We start from the raw sequence: 17067 nt of genomic DNA, 5'->3' as shown, positions 1-17067 counted from the left end.
CTGGGGATCTACACAATGAGGCTGATACCGCCGAGGATGATGAGCACCGCAAGGGCCACCCAGGCCTGGTCCCAGTCTGTGGTGTTCGTCGGGGCTGGACCTTCAGCCTTCTTGAGCAGCACGGCTTTCTGGGCCTTGACCGCGCGGGCGGTGAGGATGGGGAAGACGGCCAGGGAACCAAGGCAGAGCAGCGAGGCAGCAACCATGGTGAGGGAACTAGAGGTGGCTAGCCACAGGGCGAGTCCGCCATTAACGAAGACGGAGCGCCCCAGGCCCCAGCGGTTATACTCGCGCAGGCCAGCTCGCACCGCTGAGGGGCCGCCGCCCATAGTGGTCGGGAGCATGTAGCCCATGACGCCGATGAGCAGTTGAGCGCCAAAGCCTACGACGAGCGCGAGCATGGGAATCTTTGGCTCGCTGGAGAAGAAGTGCTGGGTGGTGAAATAGATCAGACCGCCGAGCAGCCAGAAAGAGGAAAAGAGCACGGAAAGTGCCGGGAAGCTAATGCGTCCGCGCGGGTCATGGAGCACGGTGAGGACGTTGACTAGCCAGCCCTGCAGGCTGAGCGCCCAGCCCAGGCAGTAGAGGATGAGGCCTACCTGCGGAATATTCCAGATGCTGCCCACCAGAGTGGCGATGACGCCCAGGCCCAGCAGGGTAAAGCTTAGGCCCATGCGCGGATTGATTCCTTTGGTGCGCCAGATGGACGGGAACAAGATGGTGAGTGAACCGGCCGCCGCTAGACCCACGAAGCCGCCAATATTGGCGGCCACGTGCGCGATGAGCAGGCGCGGATGGGAGGGATGCGTTGCGAGGAAAGCGCCGAGACAAGCACCCACGGCAAGGAAGAGGGCTGAGGCCACGTAAGCGGCAACGACGGGACGGAATCGTTTGGATTCCGCGCGGCGCCACAACATAAAGAGGGTCATCCCGTGCCAGGACACCGCAAGAGCCACAAGTGTGGCGCCGATCTGCGTGAGTACCCAGTGCAGATCCCAGAATTCGGTAAGAAGCTGACCCACGAGGGTGAAGATAACGCCTGTGTTCAGCAGATAGATGCGTGCGAGCTGCCTCGGGCGGGCCGACATCGGAACTTTGAGCTGCACGAATTTTTCGGTGAGGTGCTGGGACCACACCACGATGCTGTTGCTGAGGATGCCCAGCGTGAAAAGGTGGATGAGGACCCAACGGTAGTTCGGGATAAAGGTATGGATTGCGCCCGCGAGAAGAAAAACCATCATCCACAGGCTGACAGGGCGGGATGCTTTCCTGTGCCACGTGCGCGACGACCACTTATCCATAAAACACGAGTTTATCCGGTTTTTCTCACCATCCAACTCAGCAGCGCGATACCAGCGGCGAGGGCAGCGTAGACGGCGATGAAGCCGGTCCACGACAGGGAATCAAAGAGCACGCCGGCCAGCGCGCCCAGGATGGAGCTGCCGAGGTAATAGAAGAAGACATAAAGGCTGGAAGCCTCCGCACGGTCATGGGTAGCGATGTGGCCCACCCAGCCCGAGGCAGTAGAGTGCGCGGCGAAGAAGCCGATGGTGAAGAGCACGATGCCCAACAGGGTGGGGATGAGCGACCCCATGCAGAGCGCGATGCCCACGGCAAAAAGCAGGCACGACAGCAGCAAGGTGTTGGCGTGGCCCACTTGGCTAACCAGCCGGCCAGCGCGCGCCGAGGACCACGTTCCGGTGAGGTAGAAGAGGAAGACCAAGCCGGCCAAGCCCGGCGAGAGATGGAAGTGGTCGATGAGCCTGAAAGCTAGGAAGTTATAGAGGGAGACGAAGGTACCCATCGCCACGAAAGCCACGATGAACAAGGGGATAAGGCGGATATCCCGGGCATGGCGAAAAATCGCGCGCAGCTCTGATCGAAAGTGGATTTCCTTGGGCGTGAAATTCTGCTGGTAGGGCAGCAAAATAGCGGCGATAATAGCGAGGATGAGCGTGACCAGGCTGGAGCCCGCTAGAGCCCAGCGCCAGGATGTGAGCTCGAGCAGCCCGGTGGGGATGAGGCGGCCGGTGAGCCCACCGATGGTGGTGCCGGCGATATACAAGCCCATGGCGCGGGCGACGTAAGAGCTTTCCAGTTCCTCTGAGATCCAGGCCATGGCGGTAGCGGGCGCGCCGGCGATGACGGCCCCCTGGAGCGCGCGGGTGGCGATGAGGATCTCTGGATTGGGGGCCAGCGGAACGAGCATGCCGATGAGCGTGGCCGCGATGGTGGACACGAGCAGCAGTTTTCCGCGGCCGATGCGCTCGGAGATGATGGACACGGGGATGACGCAAATAGCCAGGGCACCCGTGGCCGCGGAAATGGTCATGGCGGCTTCCGTGGGGGACATGCCCATGTCCTCCACCAGGGTAGGCAGCATGGCTTGGGTGGGGTAGAGGCAAGAAAAAATTGCCAGGCCCACGAAGAGCATGGCAATGGTGGCGCGCCGCGTTCTGGTCATGCACCAAGCATGGCCTAGCGCGGATTATGTGTAAAATGTCCGAAAGTTACATAAGCCATGCGAGGTGTGCATGAATCTGGAGGATGTCCGCGGAGTCGTCGCCGTGGCCGACCATGGCCTCGTCGGCGCCGCTGCCGACTCCCTCGGGCTCTCCCAATCCGCGTTGACCCGCCGCGTTCAGCGTATCGAGACGGCCGTGGGGGCCAGCCTTTTTGAGCGCAGCGGCCGACGCCTGCGGCTCAATGCGCGCGGCCGGGCCTTCGTGGACCATGCGCGGCGGATGCTCTTGTCGGAAGCCGCCGCGCGCGATGCCGTCTCCCGACTTATGGATCCGGAGCGCGGCACCGTGCGCCTCGATTTCATGCATTCCCTCGGCACGTGGATGGTTCCGGAGCTGCTCAAGGCCTATCGCGCCAGGCACCCCCACGTGGATATTCGCCTGCACCAGGGCGCGGCCCGCGAGCTCGTGGACAGAGTAGCGGCCGGCGAATCCGACTTGGCGCTCGTCGGTCCCCGGCCTATAAGCCCGGGCCCGCTGGGCTGGCACCAGCTCAAGCTGCAAAGACTCGGACTCGCGGTGCCGGAAGGGCATTGGGCTGCCGGAAGAAACAGTGTGCGCATGGAAGACTTTCGCGATGAGCCCTTCATCGGCATGTTGCCTGGCTATGGAACACGCATGCTTCTCGATTCCCTAGCGAGCGAGGCCGGTTTTAGCCCGCGCCTCGTCTTCGAATCCATGGAGCTGACCACCGTGGCCGGCCTCGTGGCCGCCGGACTGGGATCGGCGTTGCTGCCGCTTGATGACCCGTACCTGAAAGCCCGCAACCTCATTCCCATAGAACCCGAGGCCTATCGCGAGCTGGGGTTGGTGTGGCGCGAAGGCGATGATGCCCCGCCGGTTGAGCACTTCAAGGATTTCGTGGTGGCCCGCACCGCCGAGGGCAGTAGCTTGGTCGAGGCCGATTAGCTGCCGAAGGGAAGCTCGGCGGCCAGGGCGGCGAGCGCCTCGGGGGTGGATACCTCGTGCGGCAGCCAAGGCAAGGTGTGCACCGGCTGGCCCGGCAGCTTCTCAGCGAGCAGCGCGAGGGCCGCGTCCTCCGAGGAGCGGCGCTGTTGAAGAAACCCTCCCGTGCTTTCCGGAGTGCGGCGGTTGACCAGCAGTCCACCGCAGTGCACGCCGTGGGAACTCAGTTCCGCGTAGAACTCGGCGGTCTCTAGCACCGGGGTGCGATCCGCGGTGAGGACGAGGAAGAAGGACGTGGTGGCGTCGTCGGAAAGTTCGGAGCGCAAACGTTCGAAGCGGCGGCGGCGCTTGAGCAGCGTGGAGCGGATCTCCTGGTTACGGCGGTCCACCGGGTCCTGCGAGCTGGCGGATACGGCCTTCTCCGCCGAGGTCATGCCGCGCACCACCGCGCCGAACTTATCGGATTTCTCGCGCCGAGCCAGCAGTCCATCGGTATACGCGGCCATGATTTCCGGCAGCGCCATGAGTCGCGAGGTGTGGCCGGAGGGCGCGGTATCGAAGATGATGTGCTCAAACTCCCCACCAGCCTGCTGCTCTTCGACGAGCTGCGCGATGCGCTCCAACATCGCTGCCTCGTGTGTGCCAGGCGAGTGCCGGGCCAGGTCCACGTGCCGGCCGACCTCGCGGTGGAGGCGCTCCGGCATGAACCGACGCATCTGCTTGGCGACGCCCTCCAGGTGCTCCTCCGTTGCCCGCGCCGGGTCGATCTCGATGACGCTTAAGTGGGGGCGGATGGTAGTGGGGACGTCGCCAAGCGTGGTGCCAAAGATGTGCCCCAGGTTGTGCGCCGGGTCCGTAGATACCAGCAGCACACGCTTGCCTTCCTGGGCCAGGCGCAGGGCGGTGGCGGTGGCCAGCGTGGTCTTACCCACCCCGCCCTTGCCGCCAAAGAACATGATGGGGGCTAACAACATGAGATTCCGTTCAATGGTGAGCGCTCCATGCCCATGCGCGTGTGCCAGGCGTGGAAATCTTCATACATCAGCGGCAGCAATTCCAAGGTGTAGTAGCTGGCGGGATTCGGCAGCCCGAGAGCTTCCGAGAGGACCAACAGCATGAAAAGATCATCTTCCTCCTGCTGCGCCTTGGCAAAGGAGCGCCGATAGGGCGCGGAATAGAACTCGTCTAGACCGCGCCCAAAGGCCTTCAGTTTATCGAGCATTGACTGGCAGGGGAGGCTCGATGTCTTCGTCATTCCATACCACCTGCGGGGCCGTGCGCGCGCGGGAGATGGCGGCGATGGCCTCGGCGATGACCCAGATAGCGGCGATGATGATGACGCCATCGATAACCAACAGGAGCCAGTTCCCGGCCTGGAACAGCGTCTTGAGCTGCAGCACCGCTGCCCACAGGGACATGGCGGTAACGAAAACCAGCGGGAGCAGCACTGGCCATGTCGGGCGGCGCAGCTGGGTCAGGATGACCACGATGATAGCCAGCGTCAGGCCCGCCATGAGCTGGTTGGTGGTACCGAAGAGTGGCCAGATGAGCATACCGCCGGAGCCGTCGACACCGGTGGAGAAGGTCAGGCCCAAAGCGCAGCCGACAGCGATGATGGTGGCAACCAGTCCGCTGAGCTTGATACCCATGAGCTCGGCTGCCTCGGAGACCACCATGCGCTGCAGGCGCACGCCGGAGTCCATCGTCGTCGCGGCAAAGAGAACGGCCATGGTGGCCAGGATGGTGGCGGAGAGCGAAGTAGGGATGCCCAAACCTTCGTTCATGAGGGCTCCGCCGCCCTGCACGAAGGCCTCGACGCCGCCGGCGTTCCACTCGTTGTAGACGGCCTCCCAATCGGCGGCGGTCTTGAAACCAGATGTGGTGGCCACGATGGTGCCCAGTGCTAGGAGGCCCTCGCCCACTGCGCCAAAATAGCCGACGAAGCGGGCGTCGGTTTCCTTATCCAGCTGCTTGGAAGAGGTACCGGAGCTCACCACGCCGTGGAATCCGGAAACGGCGCCGCAGGCGATGGTGACGAAGAGCAGCGGGAAGATGCCTGGTGTGTTGTCGGGGACGTGATCCGACACGGTCGGTGCAACAACCTCGGGGCGGGTGACGAGGAAAGAGCCGTAGAGGATGATGAGGCCGACGAAGAGCTGCAGGCCGTTGATGTAGTCACGCGGCTGCAACAGGACCCACACCGGCAGCAAGGAGGCGATGAAGGCGTAGACGAAGAGCAGGATGATCCACACGCCGCGGTCCGGGATACCCAGGACGGTTTCCGGCAGTGCCAGCGGGACGCGGTCACCGAGGATCATTAGCGCGTAGAGCGCGGCGACGCCCACGATGGAGACGATGGTCAGGTTCCACCGGAAGCGGTAAATAGCTTGGCCGATCAGCAAAGCGACGAGGATAGCGCCCCAGGTGGGGATGACGGCGGTGGGCGTGGAAATCAGCAGGTTGGAGATGACCACGGCGAAGGCCGCGTTGACCATGAGCAGCAGCAAGAAGATCACGACGAGGAAGAGCGCACGCCCGCGGGCGCCGATATACCGCCCGGAGAGGGTACCGATGGACTGCCCGCGGTGGCGCTGGGAAGCCCACAGCGCGCCCAAGTCATGCATTCCGGCGAAGAAGACCGTGCCCAGCGTGACCCAGAGGAAGGCCGGTAGCCAGCCCCAAATCACGGCGACGGCGGGGCCGATGATGGGAGCCGCGCCCGCAACCGAGGTGAAGTGGTGGCCCCACAGCACGTACTTGTTGGTGGGGACGTAGTCGACGCCATCTTCCATGGTGTGGGAGGGCGTGGAGAAACCCTCGGAGAGTTGGTACACCTTCGATGCGAGGAAGCGCGAGTACAGCAAGTACCCCGCCAGCATCATGGCGAGTCCGATAAAGACGAGAAGTAGTGAGTTCACAAAACCACCTGAAGAGAATCAATTGAGATGTCGCATCAGCGTTGGCTTTTCAGCAAGAAAGGCAAGCCTGTAATACGCATCCACATGTGCAGGTGGTGTGAATTATGCCATAGTCGTTTTGTGAAGGTGGGTTTAATTTCTAAAACTCTATAGGGAAGGGTGGGGTGGGTGGGGCAGAAGGGGTTTAGGTCATCCCCGCCCACGGGCTGGAGGCGGATGAAAACGCGAAACCGCGCCGAGCCTCAATGAAGAGGACCCAGCGCGGTCGAAGCTATATGGCCTTAAAGGAGGCCACAGTGCTTATTTGGTGGCAGCTGCGTAACGCTCAGCAACGTCATCCCAGTTGAAGACGTTCCAGACAGCCTTGACGTAATCAGCCTTCACGTTCTTGTACTGGAGGTAGAAGGCGTGCTCCCACATATCCAGCATCAGCAGCGGGGTGAAGTTCACGGAGATGTTGCCCTGCTGATCGGTGAGCTGCTCAATAATCAGGCGGCCAGCAACGTGGTCGTAGCCCAGAACTGCCCAACCGGAGCCCTGCAGGCCGGTAGCAATGGCGGAGAAGTGAGCCTTGAACTTCTCGAAGGAACCGAAGTCGCGGTTAATAGCCTCAGCCAACTCGCCGGTGGGCTCGCCGCCGCCGTTCGGGGAGAGGTTCTTCCAGAAGATGGAGTGGTTGGTGTGGCCACCCAGGTTGAAGGCAAGGTTCTTGGACAGAGCGCGGATAGCGTCAGCGTTAGCCTCGCCGTTGCGCTGCTCCTCCAGGGCCTCGAGCGCAGCGTTAGCGCCAGCAACGTAGCCAGCGTGGTGCTTGGAGTGGTGCAGCTCCATGATCTCAGCGGAGATGTGCGGCTCCAGAGCGTCGTATGCGTAGTCGAGTTCCGGAAGTTCGTAAACAGCCATTTGTGTCATCCTTTCTTTGGGGTACGAGGCCCCATGGTAGGGCGCGGATGAGGATTTGGCCACAATATTTTTTCTATGGGAGAGGCCCTGAACAAAAACCTGGATTGTGGGCAGCGCAGCGGAGTATAAGGGGAGGGCAAGACTAAGCGAAGGAGAACCCAGCATGTTTCTTTTCACACCAGAACCCAAGCTGGTGGCGGCGGAGGACGCCCTTCCCGGGCGCGCCGAGCCCGTCCTGGACAACCCACAGCCCCACGCGGTGCTAGGCACTCCGATTACTGGACCGTGGAAGGAAGGACAGAAATCCCTCATCATCGCCATCGGTTGTTTCTGGGGGGCCGAGAAGATGTTCTGGGAGACCGAAGGCGTGGAGTCCACGTCCGTGGGCTATGCGGGAGGAACCACGCCGAACCCCACGTACTACGAGGTGTGCCGTGGGCTGACCAACCACGCGGAGGCGGTGCAGATTACCTATGATCCGCAGCGCGTGAGCCTGCGCGACCTTGTGGTCAAGGCCTTGGAAGCTCACGATCCGACTCAAGGATTCCGCCAGGGCAACGACGTGGGTACGCAGTACCGCTCGGCCTTTTATCCAGAGACTGAGGAGGAACGCGAGGTGATCCAGCAGCTTGTGGATTCCTACGCAGGCAAGCTTGCCGACGCCGGCTTCGGCGCCACCACCACCGAAGTCACCCTCCTCAGCGAGACGGACTCGGGGGAGTATTACCTGGCCGAGGACGAGCACCAGCAGTACCTGCACAAGGTGCCCAACGGTTACTGCCCGCACCACAGCACCGGCGTCAAGTGTGGCTAGCGCAGTGAGCGCACGTGCGTGCGGCTAGAGCTGTTTGCGCACGTGCGTGCGGAAGTCAGAAGGTTTATTGAGCTGGTCGCGCTCCACAAAATCCCGCATGCGCTCAGCTAGCTCCGGAGTGAGCTGGGTGCGCGTTTGGGAGCCGAGGACGGAATCCCAGTACCAGAAGGTTTCCTCGAAGTAGTTATGCCCGTGGCCGCCCGGCACGTTGAGCGAGTTGATCTGGTCCAGTGCTACCTGCCAGAAGGTGATGAACGGGTGCCAGCGCAGGTTTTTAAAAGTATCTGCGTACAAGGTCTGCGGGGTCGGCTCGTGGATCCAGTTGGGACGAGCATAAATGAGCTTGCTATCCCACCACACGATGGCATCGGAGGCGTGCTGTCCCACCGCCACCCGCGGGCGTTCCCAGGGACCGTAGGGTTCGCCGAAAGCATCGTGTTCCATGTGGGCGGGGACTGCGGCGAAGCGGAGGTGCCGGCCGCCGTCGACAAGCGGCAAGCGCTCCAAGGAACCGCGTTCGCGGTGCAGGCGCCGCATGAAACTGGTCATCCGGGGCGGCCCAGTGAATACCGCACCATCGCACGCCGCCAGCAACTCTTCGACCGTCTCGTAGTTTTCCACGATGGCATAGCAGCCCAGGGATTCGCCGCTTAAGTACAGCTTGGGGCGGTTGTCCTCGGGCAAGAGCTCGAGGCGGGCGTGAACGGCGGCAATGAGCTCGCGCGCAAAAGTGCGGGAGAGGTTCTTATCCACCAGGTAAGAAAACATGGAGGGCAGGTAGTCGAATTGCAAGGCCACGGTGGCGCAGTTGCCGCGCGTGAGGAATTCATAGCCACTGACCGAATAATTATTGATCCAGCCTGAGCCGGAGGGCATCTGCAGCACGATGGTGTCGCGGTGGAAGGCCCCCGTGCGGTCCATCTCCGCCACCGCGTGGCGGGCAGCGGCGTGCGGACCGCGGCCGCGGATGAGGCCGATGTAAATGCGTATTGGTTCGCGTGCTCGGTCAAAGTGCATGACCTCTTTGATGTCCTGGGCGCGGGGGCCGCGGTCGAGAAAAACCCGGCCTTGAGAGCCGACAGCCGTCCATTGCTCGTGGGACCATGGACTGCCAGAGCGCTCCGGCTCCCAGGGCATGACGGAGCCCGGATAGACGAGCTTGTTGAGGGCAAGGCCCTGGATAGTGGCCTTGCGGAGCAGCCGGCGCCAGACCATGCGGTCGCTGGCCACAGCCGCGGCGAAGCCCACCGCGCCGCCGGCTAGGGGCCAGGCAATCCACCGGGGCAGCCAGCGCTGGACCTGGAGGGAAAGCTGGGTGACGGTGAGCTGGGCTGCCTCCCCCACGATGAGCAAAGCGCCGTAGCCGGCGGTGCCCGCCACCATGCCTAGTGCGGCGGATTGCGGGCCGCGGTCATTGAGCTTGCCCACGAGGCGGGCCTGCTCCGTTTGGTTGCGCAGGGAGCGTATGCCCGCGATGAAGGTTCCGAGCCCCAGTAGGTAGTAGGAAAAGCGCCGAGTGGTAGGGCCGACGCGGTCCTGGGGGCGCCGGCCAGCGTGGTGTAGCGCGCGCTTGGCCGCGAAAGCCGCGGTGGTGGCGGCGAGGTGTCCCGCGCCTTGGCCGATGGCCACGTTGGCAGCGGTAACCCACCACGGGCGTGGCAAGAGCGACGGGGAGACAGCTGCCCAGGTCGCGACTTCGGCGCCGAAGAGCCCGGGCCACATATTTTGGGGCAGGCGCCGCCTGCCGGTCATGCGCATGCCGGGGGTGAGATCGCTGATGAGCTCCAGCGAAAAGATGGCAGCCTGAAGTCCCGTGCGGGCGGTCCTGAGGGCGATGCGGCGCGCAAGTTGACGCATGCTGGCCATTGAACCAGCTTTGGGGCGGACGTGCAGTGATGCCACTAATCAGACCCAATCGGGCGTAAAAATGTGAGATCGGACTACCGAACCTGTGAATTCGGGCGCATAACGAGCAAAACTCGGACATTAGGGGCACAATAGGAGTCATGGGAAATCATGTTGGAAACAAAGTAGTACTCATCGGCGCTGGCGATGTTGGAGTTGCTTACGCCTACGCTCTGGTCAACCAGGGCACTGTTGATCACCTGGCCATCATCGACATCGACGAAAAGAAGCTCGAAGGCAACGTCATGGACCTCAACCATGGTGTCGTCTGGGCCCCGTCCCGCACTCGCGTGACCAAGGGTACCTACGAAGACTGCAAGGACGCCTCCATGGTCGTCATCTGCGCCGGTGCCGCACAGAAGCCCGGCGAGACCCGCCTGCAGCTCGTGGATAAGAACGTCAAGATCATGAACTCCATCGTGGCGGACGTCATGAAGAATGACTTCGACGGCATCTTCTTGGTCGCCTCCAACCCGGTGGACCTGCTGACCTACGCAGTGTGGAAGGCCTCCGGCTTCCCGCACGAGCGCGTCATCGGCTCCGGCACCGTCCTGGACTCGGCCCGCTACCGCTACATGCTCTCTGAGATGGATGACGTGGCTCCGACCTCCGTCCACGCCTACATCATCGGCGAGCACGGCGATTCCGAGCTGCCGGTTGTCTCCTCCGCCAACATCGCAGGTGTCTCCCTGTCCCACCGTTCTGAGAAGGACCCGGGCTACAACGAGCGCATCGAGAAGATCTTCGAGGACACCCGGGACGCCGCCTACCACATCATCGACGCTAAGGGCTCCACCTCCTACGGCATCGGCATGGCCCTGGCCCGCATCACCCGCGCGGTCATCCAGAACCAGGCCGTCGCCCTTCCGGTCTCTGCTTACCTGCAGGGCGAGTACGGCCACGAGGATGTCTTCATCGGCACCCCGGCCATCGTTGACCGCTCCGGCGTTAACCGCGTTATCGAGCTGGCCCTCGATGAGCACGAGAAGGAGCGCTTCGAGAACTCCTTCAACACTCTCAACACCATCAAGGAAGAAATCTTCGGCTAGTGAAGATTGTCGCCCACAGGGGATACTCCGGGAAATATCCGGAGCTATCCCCTCTTGCCTTTGAAAAAGCGCTCGAGCTTCCCATTCACGGCATCGAGTGCGATATCCGCCTGAGCAGCGACGGCAAGGTGGTGGTTCACCACGATCCCACGCTGGACCGGACCACGAATGGCTCAGGTCGAGTGTCTCGCATGACATGGGAGGAGCTGCGCCGCCTCAAGATTGGCGGCGGCCAGCGCATGCTGCTTCTCGACGAACTCCTCGACATGCTCGGGGAAAAGAAGCACCACCTCTACATTGAGACCAAGCATCCCTCGGGGCAGGGCGACATCCTCGAAGAACAGATGGTGCTGCGGCTGCGCTACGCCGGGCTTCTCGACGACCCCCGGATCCACATGATTTCCTTTTCCCACCGGGCCATCCGTCGAATGGCAGCGCTCGCCCCGCACGTCGACCGCATCTATCTGCGTCGCGATTGGGAGCGCCATTTCAATCGCCCAGATATCCTGTTATCGCAGCCCACAGGCTTAGGTATGTCGCTGTTGCGCGGCAAGCTCCAACCTGGTGCCATCGGCGCGCATGGTCTGCCCACGTACATGTGGACCATCGATAAACCTGAGGACATGAAGTGGGCATGGGCCAATGGGGTGGATATTCTCGCCACGAACCAACCGGAAGTGGCCCTGCATGCCATTGAGCTGTAATGAACAGGTAAGTTGTTCAGTATGGCCAAGAAGAAAAAGAAGAACGAACAGCTGCCGGAGGGCATGTCCCGCCGCCAAGCTAAGCTCGCTGCCCGCGCCGCCGAGCGCGCTGCCCTGGAAAAGGACCCTCGCCCCTTCGGTGGGCTCGCCGCTGAGGCTAGCCTCGTCGCCCTGCAGGAATTTGTTCCTTCCGCAACGGCGAAGCTGTCCGTCAAGGGCTTTGACAAGGATGTCTATGTCGCCACTGTGCTGCCTGGTGCTACCGCGGCGCTCATCCGTGAAGAGGAGTCCGGTGGTGAGGCTTTCGTGGGCCTGCAGGTGCAGTCCCACACGCACAACCCGGGCCGTGACCTGGCTTTCGCCCTGAACTGGGTGAAGAACAACGCGCCGGGCTCCACCCTGGAATCCACTGCTGCTGATGGCTCCCAGCCGGAGCTCAAGGAGCTGCTGGAGGAGGACGCCGAGCTGGAGATCAACGTCTACCAGGACTTCGCGTGGTGGATGCCGGAGGGCGCGCAGGTTCCTCCGCAGATGGCGCAGGCTCTGCAGCGTGCTAATGATTCCGTCATCGAGTCCTACCAGGTGGGCCAGGAGGCCGAAGGCTTCGTCGGCACCGCCTTCTGGGCTAACGCCGGTGGCGGCAAGGCGCACATCCGTTGGGTCCGCCCGTGCGATGACGAGAATGCTTTCCTCAACGCCCTCGCGCGCATTGCCGCTCGCGGTGAGCTCAACCTGGGCGAGAACACGAAGTTCGCCGGTGTCTTCCGCACCCACGGCCTGATCGCCCCGGTCTTTGACCTTGACCCAGAGGTTGCGCACGACTCCTACGAGGTCGAACTGTCTCGCGTGAACAAGGCGTTGGAGGAGGAGATTTCCAACGACGCTAACCTCGACGCCGATGAGCGCAAGCAGCTGCAGAACATCAAGTCCCGTCAGGTGACGCTGCGCTAATTCTTCGGTGCCTCCGCCCCCGAGGCGTGGGTGCGAAACGATCAAATAAGGCTCCAAAACCTTGTGGTTTTGGAGCCTTATTTGATCGAAACGACCGGACGAGTCTTAGCGCATGGAGTCCCAGAGCGCTTGGGCCTCAGCGTCATCCCAGAGGACGACATTGCCCACGACCGTGTCCTGGAAGCCGCCGATCGGCACAGTCTTTGTCTCCACGCCCGAGGCCATGGATAGCGCCACGCGGGCAAGGTGCCAGACGTGGTCCTTCTCGTTGACGATGAAGGAATCCGCGGTGTGGTTGACCAGGGAGACGGCCTTGAAGGGGTTGCCAATTGTCGAGAAGGACGTTGCCTTATCTAGCAGCGCGGCGAAGAACTCGCGCTGGCGCTCGACGCGGTCTAGGTCACCCATCGCGGTAGCGCGGGTACGCACATAGCCGAGCGCGTCAGGGCCGCGGAGCTTCTGGCAGCCCGCTTGGAGGTCGATGCCCGCGAGCGGATCGTTGATGGGCTCCTTGACGCAAATCTCCACGCCGCCCACGGAATCCACCACGTTTGCCAAGCCGCCCATGCCGATCTCCGCATAGTGGTCGATGTGGAGGCCGGTGGCTTGTTCCACGGTTTGGGTCAGCAGCTGCGGCCCGCCGTAGGTGAAGGCGGCGTTGACTTTGTCTATGCCGAAGCCAGGCACGTCGACGTAGCTATCGCGCGGAATGGAGACCAACTGGGCCTTCCCGGAGCTAGGGATGTGCAGAAGCATGATGGTATCGGTGCGGCCGACACCTACATCGCCACCGGTACCTAGCTCCGCTTGTTGTTCTTCGGTAAGGCCCTGGCGTGAGTCTGAGCCCACCAACAGCCAGTTCGTTCCAGAGGTCTGTGCCACCTGCTCGTTGGGCAGGGCATCGATGCGGGTGAGGCGTGAATCCGTCCACAAGGTGAAGGCCACCATGGAAACGAGGACGATGACGACGAGCCAGCCCAGGCAACCGAAAGCCTGCTTGGCCGGGTTGACCTTTTTACGACGGCTATGCGGGCGCCCCGTGGGACGCCCGCGGGACGGGGTCTGTGGGGAGTAGCTGCGTGGCGGAGCGTCGGGGCCTCGCCGGTAGGCGCCGGCGGCAGGTTCCCGGGTGGGCGCGCTCTGGCGGGGCGCTGGGCGCGCGGGAGAGTGCTGGGCCATGTAGGCATCGACGTCGAAGCGGGTTTCCTCCGGGCGTGAGCGACGCGGGCTGGGACGCTGGGCGCGTGCGGAATTATGGGACGGCGTGCTGCGCGGTGTGGAGGGACGGCGGCGCACTGGGCGGCCGTAGCGATCACGCAAGGGCTGTCCGTCGGCACCAAGGACAAATTCGCTGGCGTCCTGCCCGGCGGCATGCGCAGCGCGCGGGCCAGCCGGGTCGTAGGGGCGGGAAGGGTTCGCTGAATCAGCAAAGCCCGCGCGGCGGGAATCGCCGTGGGGCTCGCCGGCACGGCGAGCTTCGCGCTCTGGGTCGCGTCCTTGGTAGGTCATGGGGAACACTGTACCGCGAAACCACTTCCGCCCCATCTATCACACAGGGTGTGGTCGTGGTCTTCGTGACGCTACGAACTCTTGTCTCGTGCTTAAGCACCGAAGAGCAGCGCGTAGCCCACGAAAGCGACGGCGTCGATAAGAAAGTGCGCGATGACCAGCGGCCACACCTTCCCGGTGCGATGGAAGTACCAGCCATAGAGCACACCCATGATGATATTGCCGAAGCCCGCGGAAACACCCTGGTAGAGGTGATAAGAGCCACGCAGGATGGAGGAAGCAGCCAGTGTTGCGGGCAGGGCCCACCCGGACTGCTTGAGCCTGGTCATGAACCAGTACACCACCACCAGTTCCTCTGCCCAGGCGTTGGCAAAGGACTTGATGAGCAGCACGGGAATCTCAATCCCCGTATCGAAAGCCCCTGGGACGATCTCCTTGGTCCAACCGACGTGCAGCGCCACGTAATACAGCACCAACCCCGGAAGACCAATGACTGCCGCTAGCGCTGCACCGTGCAGGCCGTCCCGCCACTGCGGGCGGGGTGGAGAGGAAATCAAGTACAGAGCAAGCGCTCCCCACGCGAAGAGCACCGCGGCACTGCAGAGCTGGAAAGCGAGGTCAAGCAGCGTCGTCGCCGACTGCGAGGCGTTGATGGTGACCGATTGCTCGTTGAGTGGGGCCGGGTTCAGCAGGGAATCGGTCAGACGCAGCGCGGCGCGCACACCCGAGATACCAAACGTGATGGTCAGGACGATGAGGATTTCCGCGCGCAGGCGGGAACGGGCGGTCATGGGTGAAGCACCTGGGCGAGGCCGAGAAGGGAGGCGTCGTCAAGCGTGAGCGAACCTAAGTGCACGCCCACGGGCGGATGATCGCGCACCGGCCACGGCACGGAAATAGCGGGCAGCTGTGCCACGTTGAACAACGATCCCCACGGCGACCACCGCGTTTGTTCATCGAAATTGGCCTGGTGGTCCAGCGCCAGGAAATGCCCGCGCCGTGGCGGATCGAAAGCCAGCATGGGGCTCAAGATGGCGTCTACTTCCCACTCTTGTGCCAGCATTTCCGATAGCTGCGCGGCGTGGGCGCGGGCTGCGGCAAATTCGGAATCCGTGACGCGGCGGCCCTTCGCACGAATCCATTCCGCGTAACCCTCCGCGAAGTCAAGGCCGGCTAGTCGGCGACTAAAGATGTGTTGGAAGGCCTCAAAGGTAGCCGCAGCCTGGGGATAGGGGGAAATGGCCACGGTTTCGAAACCCGCGCCTTCAAAGGTGGCGGTGGCCTCTGCGACCGCGCGCAGCATGTGCGGGGCCACCTCGACCTCGGCGAAAAGAGGATCCGTCAGCACGCCAATGCGGGCGCGCCGGGCACGCGGGCGAAAGCCGTGCAGCGTTGCGGTATCGGCGATGCTGCGCGTGATGAACCCCTGCACCGAGAGATCCTCGCCACCCGGCTTGAACCCGACGACGCCGCAGGCGGCAGCCGGCACACGAATGGAACCGCCACCGTCGGAGGCATGCGCGGCACGCAGCAGACCCCGCGCCACCTGGACCGCCGCTCCGCCCGAGGAACCGCCCGGAGTATGGCCCGGGTAGAGCGGATTATCCGGGTGAGGCAGGCCAACAGGTTCGGTGTCCACGCGCAGGCCCAGCTCGGGCGCGGCGGATTTGCCGACGACGAGCGCGCCAGCATCGATGAGCTCCTGCAGTAAAGGATCGGTCTCCTCCGCCACGTAGGCACGCTCGGCATGACCGAGCGTGGTGGGCATGCCGGCGACATCGTTGAGGTCCTTCACCGAGAGAATCCACCCGCTCAAGCGTCCATGCGACTGCGGCCGACACTCAAGGTCGAGGTACGTGAAGCCGTGCTCCGCAGGGCTCAGGCCCGATAGATCCTCGCGCAGCTTGTCCAGAGTGAACTCGGTGCTTTCCATGGCGGCTCAGTTTAGTAGTTGTGTGAGATAAAGTTGCTGTCATGAGCACCACCATCGCATTCCTCGGGCCCGCCGGAACCTTCACGGAAGCGGCGATGCAGCATTTCGCCGCAGACTTTGCTGCTCCCGAGGGGCTGCCGGTGAGCTCCCCAGCCGAGGCACTGTCGGCGGTGCGTTCCGGTGCGGCGGACTATGCCTGCGTGGCTATCGAAAACTCCGTGGATGGGCCGGTGACTGCCACCTTTGACGCGCTTGCCGACGGCACCCGGGTCCAGATCTACCGCGAGGTAGACCTGCCGGTGTCTTTTTCCATTCTGGTGCGCCCCGGCACTTCCGCGCAGAACCTTCGCACGTTCTCCACGCATCCTGTGGCCTACCAGCAGGTGTGCGGTTGGTTGGAGCAGAACTTGCCGGACGTGGAGTATGTTCCGGCGGCGTCGAATGGTGCGGCGGCGCAGGCCGTGGCGCGCGGGGAGGTGGATGTTGCTGCCGCCCCTGCCCGTGCAGCGGAGGTCTTCGGACTGGATTCTCTGGCGGAGAACGTGGCAGATGTCGCGGGGGCCACGACTCGTTTCGTCCTCGTGGGGTCGGCCGGAAAGCCGACCGCGCGGACCGGCAACGATAGGACATCCGTCATCTTCACCCTGCCCAACGAGCCCGGCTCCCTGGTGGGGGCCCTGCAGGAATTCGCGCACCGCGGGGTGGATCTCTCCCGCATTGAATCCCGCCCGCTGCGCACCGTGTTTGGTAATTACCGCTTCCACGCCGATCTCATCGGGCACATTGAGGACCAGCCGGTGGCGGAGGCTCTGCGGGCGCTATGGCTACGGGCGGAGGACGTCGTTTTCGTTGGTTCCTGGCCTTCCGTGGTGGCGCTGGGGGAGGCGCCGCGGGATCTGGCGCGGTTGCACGAGGCCGATGAATGGGTAGCGCAGGCGCGCACCGGCCAATAG

At 63.2% G+C, this 17067-nt stretch carries 16 protein-coding genes; 6 read left to right on the top strand and 10 right to left on the bottom strand.

Features of this window, described 5'->3' with window-relative positions:
* Positions 1-8: 8 nt before the first annotated feature.
* Positions 9-1301, bottom strand: a complete 1293-nt coding sequence (locus CAURI_RS12595; protein ID WP_012715356.1) for a hypothetical protein — start codon at positions 1299-1301, stop codon at positions 9-11.
* Positions 1302-1312: 11 nt separating this feature from the next.
* Positions 1313-2464: an MFS transporter gene (locus tag CAURI_RS12590; protein ID WP_010188474.1), complete on the bottom strand. Its 1152-nt coding sequence runs from the start codon at positions 2462-2464 to the stop codon at positions 1313-1315.
* A 70-nt stretch (positions 2465-2534) separates the two neighbouring features.
* Between CAURI_RS12590 and CAURI_RS12585 the strand changes: the two genes are divergently transcribed.
* Positions 2535-3431 carry a LysR substrate-binding domain-containing protein gene (locus CAURI_RS12585; RefSeq protein WP_010188476.1) on the top strand — a complete coding sequence of 299 codons (897 nt, stop codon included), beginning with the start codon at positions 2535-2537 and terminating at the stop codon, positions 3429-3431.
* On the opposite strand, the gene CAURI_RS12580 is transcribed toward CAURI_RS12585, so the two are convergent.
* From CAURI_RS12580 to CAURI_RS12565, 4 genes are all read right to left on the bottom strand, one after another.
* Complete coding sequence (locus CAURI_RS12580) at positions 3428-4402, bottom strand: ArsA family ATPase (protein ID WP_010188478.1); 975 nt, start codon at positions 4400-4402, stop codon at positions 3428-3430. The genes CAURI_RS12585 and CAURI_RS12580 overlap by 4 nt on opposite strands.
* Positions 4393-4650, bottom strand: coding sequence for a cory-CC-star protein (locus CAURI_RS12575; protein ID WP_010188480.1), 258 nt, complete (start codon positions 4648-4650; stop codon positions 4393-4395). Before CAURI_RS12575 ends, CAURI_RS12580 begins: the two co-directional genes overlap by 10 nt.
* Entirely contained in the window at positions 4640-6346 is a 1707-nt protein-coding gene (locus tag CAURI_RS12570) for a carbon starvation CstA family protein (RefSeq protein WP_010188482.1), read from the bottom strand. The genes CAURI_RS12575 and CAURI_RS12570 overlap by 11 nt, the downstream gene beginning before the upstream one ends.
* A 300-nt stretch (positions 6347-6646) precedes the next feature.
* Positions 6647-7249 (bottom strand): superoxide dismutase, encoded by a 603-nt coding sequence (locus CAURI_RS12565; protein ID WP_010188484.1) that lies wholly within the window; start codon positions 7247-7249, stop codon positions 6647-6649.
* 163 nt (positions 7250-7412) lie between these two features.
* On the opposite strand from CAURI_RS12565, the gene msrA reads away from it, so the two are divergent.
* Positions 7413-8063: a peptide-methionine (S)-S-oxide reductase MsrA gene (msrA, locus tag CAURI_RS12560; protein WP_010188485.1), complete on the top strand. Its 651-nt coding sequence runs from the start codon at positions 7413-7415 to the stop codon at positions 8061-8063.
* A gap of 24 nt (positions 8064-8087) precedes the next feature.
* Here the strand turns inward: msrA and CAURI_RS12555 are convergent, their stop codons facing one another.
* Positions 8088-9929: an alpha/beta-hydrolase family protein gene (locus CAURI_RS12555; RefSeq protein WP_010188486.1), complete on the bottom strand. Its 1842-nt coding sequence runs from the start codon at positions 9927-9929 to the stop codon at positions 8088-8090.
* A 140-nt stretch (positions 9930-10069) separates the two neighbouring features.
* On the opposite strand from CAURI_RS12555, the gene CAURI_RS12550 reads away from it, so the two are divergent.
* Genes CAURI_RS12550 through CAURI_RS12540 form a run of 3 tightly spaced genes read left to right on the top strand, consistent with a single transcriptional unit; the run spans position 10070 to position 12672 of the window.
* Positions 10070-11017 carry an L-lactate dehydrogenase gene (locus CAURI_RS12550; RefSeq protein ID WP_010188488.1) on the top strand — a complete coding sequence of 316 codons (948 nt, stop codon included), beginning with the start codon at positions 10070-10072 and terminating at the stop codon, positions 11015-11017.
* On the top strand, positions 11017-11721 hold the full coding sequence (locus CAURI_RS12545) for a glycerophosphodiester phosphodiesterase family protein (RefSeq protein WP_010188490.1): 705 nt from the start codon (positions 11017-11019) through the stop codon (positions 11719-11721). The genes CAURI_RS12550 and CAURI_RS12545 overlap by 1 nt, the downstream gene beginning before the upstream one ends.
* Before the next feature lie 21 nt (positions 11722-11742).
* Entirely contained in the window at positions 11743-12672 is a 930-nt protein-coding gene (locus CAURI_RS12540; protein ID WP_010188492.1) for a DUF5926 family protein, read from the top strand.
* 105 nt (positions 12673-12777) lie between these two features.
* Here the strand turns inward: CAURI_RS12540 and CAURI_RS12535 are convergent, their stop codons facing one another.
* From CAURI_RS12535 to CAURI_RS12525, 3 genes are all read right to left on the bottom strand, one after another.
* Positions 12778-14181 (bottom strand): LCP family protein, encoded by a 1404-nt coding sequence (locus CAURI_RS12535; RefSeq protein ID WP_041729633.1) that lies wholly within the window; start codon positions 14179-14181, stop codon positions 12778-12780.
* A gap of 92 nt (positions 14182-14273) precedes the next feature.
* Complete coding sequence (locus CAURI_RS12530; RefSeq protein ID WP_010188506.1) at positions 14274-14972, bottom strand: CPBP family intramembrane glutamic endopeptidase; 699 nt, start codon at positions 14970-14972, stop codon at positions 14274-14276.
* Positions 14969-16114, bottom strand: a complete 1146-nt coding sequence (locus tag CAURI_RS12525; protein WP_010188512.1) for an amidase — start codon at positions 16112-16114, stop codon at positions 14969-14971. The genes CAURI_RS12530 and CAURI_RS12525 overlap by 4 nt, the downstream gene beginning before the upstream one ends.
* 41 nt (positions 16115-16155) lie before the next feature.
* On the opposite strand from CAURI_RS12525, the gene pheA reads away from it, so the two are divergent.
* On the top strand, positions 16156-17067 hold the full coding sequence (gene pheA, locus CAURI_RS12520) for a prephenate dehydratase (RefSeq protein ID WP_010188513.1): 912 nt from the start codon (positions 16156-16158) through the stop codon (positions 17065-17067).

The sequence above is a fragment of the Corynebacterium aurimucosum ATCC 700975 genome (assembly GCF_000022905.1).
GTDB lineage: Bacteria > Actinomycetota > Actinomycetes > Mycobacteriales > Mycobacteriaceae > Corynebacterium > Corynebacterium aurimucosum_F.
Note: the sequence above shows the minus strand (reverse complement) of the source record. Positions and strands in the feature narration are given on the sequence as shown.